Below are 3,590 nucleotides of genomic sequence, written 5' to 3' on the forward strand. Positions count from 1 at the left end.
TACCACCCTGGGTGTTACCGGTCCCACCACCCTGCGTACCACCCTGGGTGTTACCGGTCCCACCACCCTGCGTACCACCCTGGGTGTTACCGGTCCCACCACCCTGCGTACCACCCTGGGTGTTACCAGTGCCACCGCCCTGCGTACCACCCTGGGTGTTGCCGTTGCCGGCGCCCTGGGTGCCGCCCTGGGTGTTGCCGTTGCCGACCTGGGTGCCGCCGATGGTGTTGTTCGAGCCGCCGATGATCGTGTTGTTGACGATGTTCGTCACGTTGTTCGTCACCTGGTTCACCACGGAGGGCGCCAGTCCGAGCTTCTTCGCTTCCGAAGCCGCTGCCTTTCGACCGATGGCGGCTGCCTGCGACTTGGAAGCTCCGCCGCGCGCCGCCTGCTGGGCCGCGGCCGTGCCTCGTGCCGTTGCGGCGGCCGCGTCGGCCTTCGCGGAAACCGAGGCGGGGCCCGTCGGCGCGCACCGGACGGTGCCCACGGAGACCGGACCGCCTCCGGTGATTCCGACCCGGATGTCGCCCTTCGGCCCGGCGGCGACACGGGCGATGGTCTTCCCGTTGCGCTTGACGTCGTAGGTCTGCTTGAGGACGAAGCCGTTGCCGCGGATCTCCCCGTTCTTCAGGCTGCATACCGCCGCAGGGGCTGCGGTCGGAAGTGCGGAAGCCTGAGAAGCGAATGCCACTCCCGCCGTTCCGGCGAGTATCGCGGTGACACAGGAAAGACCGGCAATGTTGGCGACGCGCTTCTTCCTCGACATTTAAATCTCCCTTTGAATGGTCGACCCGGATTTCTGAGATTCTCCGCGAGCCGGGGATTCGGCTTGTCTGGTGTCTCAGTTCCGTCTGATGGCCGAGCGGTTTATCTGTCTCCAGATTGCCGTTTCCGGGCGCGGGGGGAAAGCGACGGAGATTCGGGACTTGACAGATTCGGAGTCGGATGGGCGGCCGAATATTGCCTGGTGGCGGGGGTTTCCGTGGCCCGTGGTGGGGCTCTGGTGGGATTGTCATCGCCGCGTTGTGGGGTGGACCGGGTGCTTTCGCCGGTGTTTCCTCACCCGTCGGGGCGGGTGCGGAGCCGCGGTGGGGGTGGGGATGGGGTCTGGATGCACGGGTCCAGCCGTTGCCGTCCCGACGCGGGTCGGGACGGCAACGGCTGGAGGAGACGGCATCGCCTCGCAGAGGGAGCCTCTGCGAGGTGATGCGCTTTTCGACTGGCCTGGTCAGCCCTGGGTGCCGCCCTGGGTGTTGCCGGAGCCGCCGCCCTGGGTTCCACCCTGGGTGTTCCCGGAGCCGCCACCCTGCGTACCGCCCTGGGTGTTCCCATTGCCGCCGCCCTGCGTACCGCCCTGGGTGTTCCCGGAGCCGCCACCCTGCGTACCACCCTGGGTGTTCCCATTGCCGCCACCCTGCGTACCACCCTGGGTGTTCCCGGAGCCGCCACCCTGCGTACCACCCTGGGTGTTCCCGGAGCCGCCACCCTGCGTACCACCCTGGGTGTTCCCGGAGCCGCCACCCTGCGTACCACCCTGGGTGTTGCCGCCCTTGTTGTGCTTCTTCTTCTTGCCGTGGTGGTTGCCGTCGTGCTTCTTGTGGTCGTGCTTGTTGTGGCTGACGACGCTCGCCACCGACGTGGTGGGGGCGGCCATTGCGGAGGACGAGGGGATGAGGATCCCGCCGGCGATCGCGGCGGCCGCGACGGCGGTCGCGAGGCGGAACCGGCGCTTGGTGCGGGTGGACTCAGACGTCTCGAACTTACGGTTCATGGTGTTCTCCTGATCGGAATCGGACCCTGGGGGGTTCCGAAAGATGCGTGGCCTCCGCGATGTGGGGATTGTTCCCACCGCGTCTGCGGCCTCGTTTCCTTTTCGGTGGGGCCGCATATCCAGTAAGCCCTTTCACCGCGATGCCGGTCACGTTCCGGAAATTCGGGGCTTGACGTCTTCGCGGATACGGGTTAATCGGAAAACGGGCTGTCGGGCCGGTCCGTCCGCGGTGGCGTGAAAACGATCATCGGGGCCGTAGCCGGGGCGCATGATCCCTATGCTGACGGGATGCTCGACATACCTCTTTCAGCGCTGGAAGTCGCCATGGTGCAGACGGGCACCAGCGCCGTGGACACCCTGCGGGACACCGCGGCCTTCGCCCGGGGAATGGAGCGGCTGGGCTACCGCCGCCTCTGGTACGCGGAGCACCACCACTCCCCCGCGATCGGCGCGTTCCCGCCGGTGGTGCTGACGGCGCACGCGGCCGCCTCGACCTCGGTGATCCGTCTCGGTTCGGGCGGGGTGCTGGCTCCCAACCATGCGCCGATCACGCTGGCGGAGCAGTTCGGGACGCTGGCCGCCCTGCACGAGGACCGTATCGACCTGGGCATCGGCCGCGGTCCGGGCACCTTCGACGAGGCCATCGCCCGGGCGCTGCGCCGCGGGGCCGGGCCGGCGTCGGACGCGGAGTACCGGGAGGACGTGGCCGCGATCCTGTCGTTCCTGGTGGAGGAGGTCGCGCTCGGTCCGCTGCCGGAGCCGTGGCTGCTGGCCTCCAGTGCCGCGGGGGCCGCTCTCGCCGCTGCTCTCGGGCTGCCGGTCGCGATCGCGCACCACATCCGTCCGGACAACACCCTTGCGGCCGTGGAGGGTTACCGGGCGGCGTTCACCCCGTCCCGGTGGTGCGAGCGGCCCCGGGTGCTGCTGTGCGTGGAGACGGTGTGTGCGCCGACGGAGGAGGAGGCCGTGTGGCGGGCGGGTCCGATGAACGTCGTCAAGGCCGGGCTCCTGCAGGGGCTGAGCCGGACGCCGTTCCCGACGCCCGCGCAGGCGGCCGCCCACCCCTTCACGGAGCGGGAGCGGCAGGCGCTGGACGGTTTCCGTGCGCAGCAGGCGGTCGGGGCGCCCGAGGCGGTGGCGGGGCGGCTCGCGCACCTGGCCGGTGAGACCGGGGCGGACGAGTTGATGCTGGCCACGCCCGTCTACGACCTGGGTGACCGGATCGCTTCGTATGAGCTGGTCAGGAAGTACTGGGGGCGGTGACGGCGCCCCGTGGGCGGGGCGGTGGCGGGGGTGTCTTCTCGTACGCAGGAATCGTTTCCGCAGGGGTGTGCGAAGGGGTGGCGGGGGCGGCTGTTACAGGGCCTTGAACCCGTTCGGCGCAGCGGTGCGGAGGGTGGCCGGGGGCGGGGTCCGGTGGTGGGGAGGGCGGCTGTGCAGGCGTCCCACCGGGTGGTGGCGGACTGTCGTGGGCGGGGTGTCAATCCGGGTTTGACGGTTGCCCGCTACAAGGGAGGGTTACGGACATATCCGGATTGGGAAACAGGGGGTGGGTGGGCGGTGTCCGGGTGTCGGCGGGGGCCAGAGTGTGGCTCCTCGGCCAGACGCCGGGAACCGTTTCAGGCCAGACCGGGACGCGTCCGCACCCGTACGTGTGCGGGTGCATGTCACCGGTCGGGGCCGCCCGTTGACGTCGAAGGGGTCCATCCTCCATGTCCGCTTCCCTCGCCACCCGCCGCGCTCTCGCCGCCCTCCTGGCCGCCGGCACCCTCCTCGGTGCCGCCGCCCTGCCCGCCGCGGCCGACGACCACCGCCGCGA

General features: G+C 69.9%; 3 protein-coding genes. 1 reads left to right on the forward strand and 2 read right to left on the reverse strand.

Features of this window, described 5'->3' with window-relative positions; genetic code table 11:
• Positions 1 to 691, reverse strand: a 691-nt coding sequence (locus E6U81_RS40685) for a hypothetical protein (RefSeq protein ID WP_206310133.1), incomplete at its 3' end; no start/stop codon positions are given.
• Between the two features lie 537 nt (positions 692 to 1,228).
• Positions 1,229 to 1,771 carry a hypothetical protein gene (locus tag E6U81_RS39400; RefSeq protein WP_136234788.1) on the reverse strand — a complete coding sequence of 181 codons (543 nt, stop codon included), beginning with the start codon at positions 1,769 to 1,771 and terminating at the stop codon, positions 1,229 to 1,231.
• 288 nt (positions 1,772 to 2,059) lie between these two features.
• On the opposite strand from E6U81_RS39400, the gene E6U81_RS39405 reads away from it, so the two are divergent.
• Positions 2,060 to 3,034 carry an MsnO8 family LLM class oxidoreductase gene (locus E6U81_RS39405; protein ID WP_136234789.1) on the forward strand — a complete coding sequence of 325 codons (975 nt, stop codon included), beginning with the start codon at positions 2,060 to 2,062 and terminating at the stop codon, positions 3,032 to 3,034.
• The last annotated feature ends 556 nt before the right edge of the window (positions 3,035 to 3,590 follow it).

Origin of the sequence: Streptomyces sp. A0592 (assembly GCF_004795115.1) — a bacterium.
Taxonomy (GTDB): Bacteria; Actinomycetota; Actinomycetes; order Streptomycetales; family Streptomycetaceae; genus Streptomyces; species Streptomyces erythrochromogenes.

Bases quoted from the DNA above. Each gene is read 5' to 3' on its own strand.
- E6U81_RS39400 (WP_136234788.1), bottom strand. From the start codon at position 1,771: ATGAACCGTAAGTTCGAGACGTCTGAGTCCACCCGCACCAAGCGCCGG.
- E6U81_RS39405 (WP_136234789.1), top strand. From the start codon at position 2,060: ATGCTCGACATACCTCTTTCAGCGCTGGAAGTCGCCATGGTGCAGACG.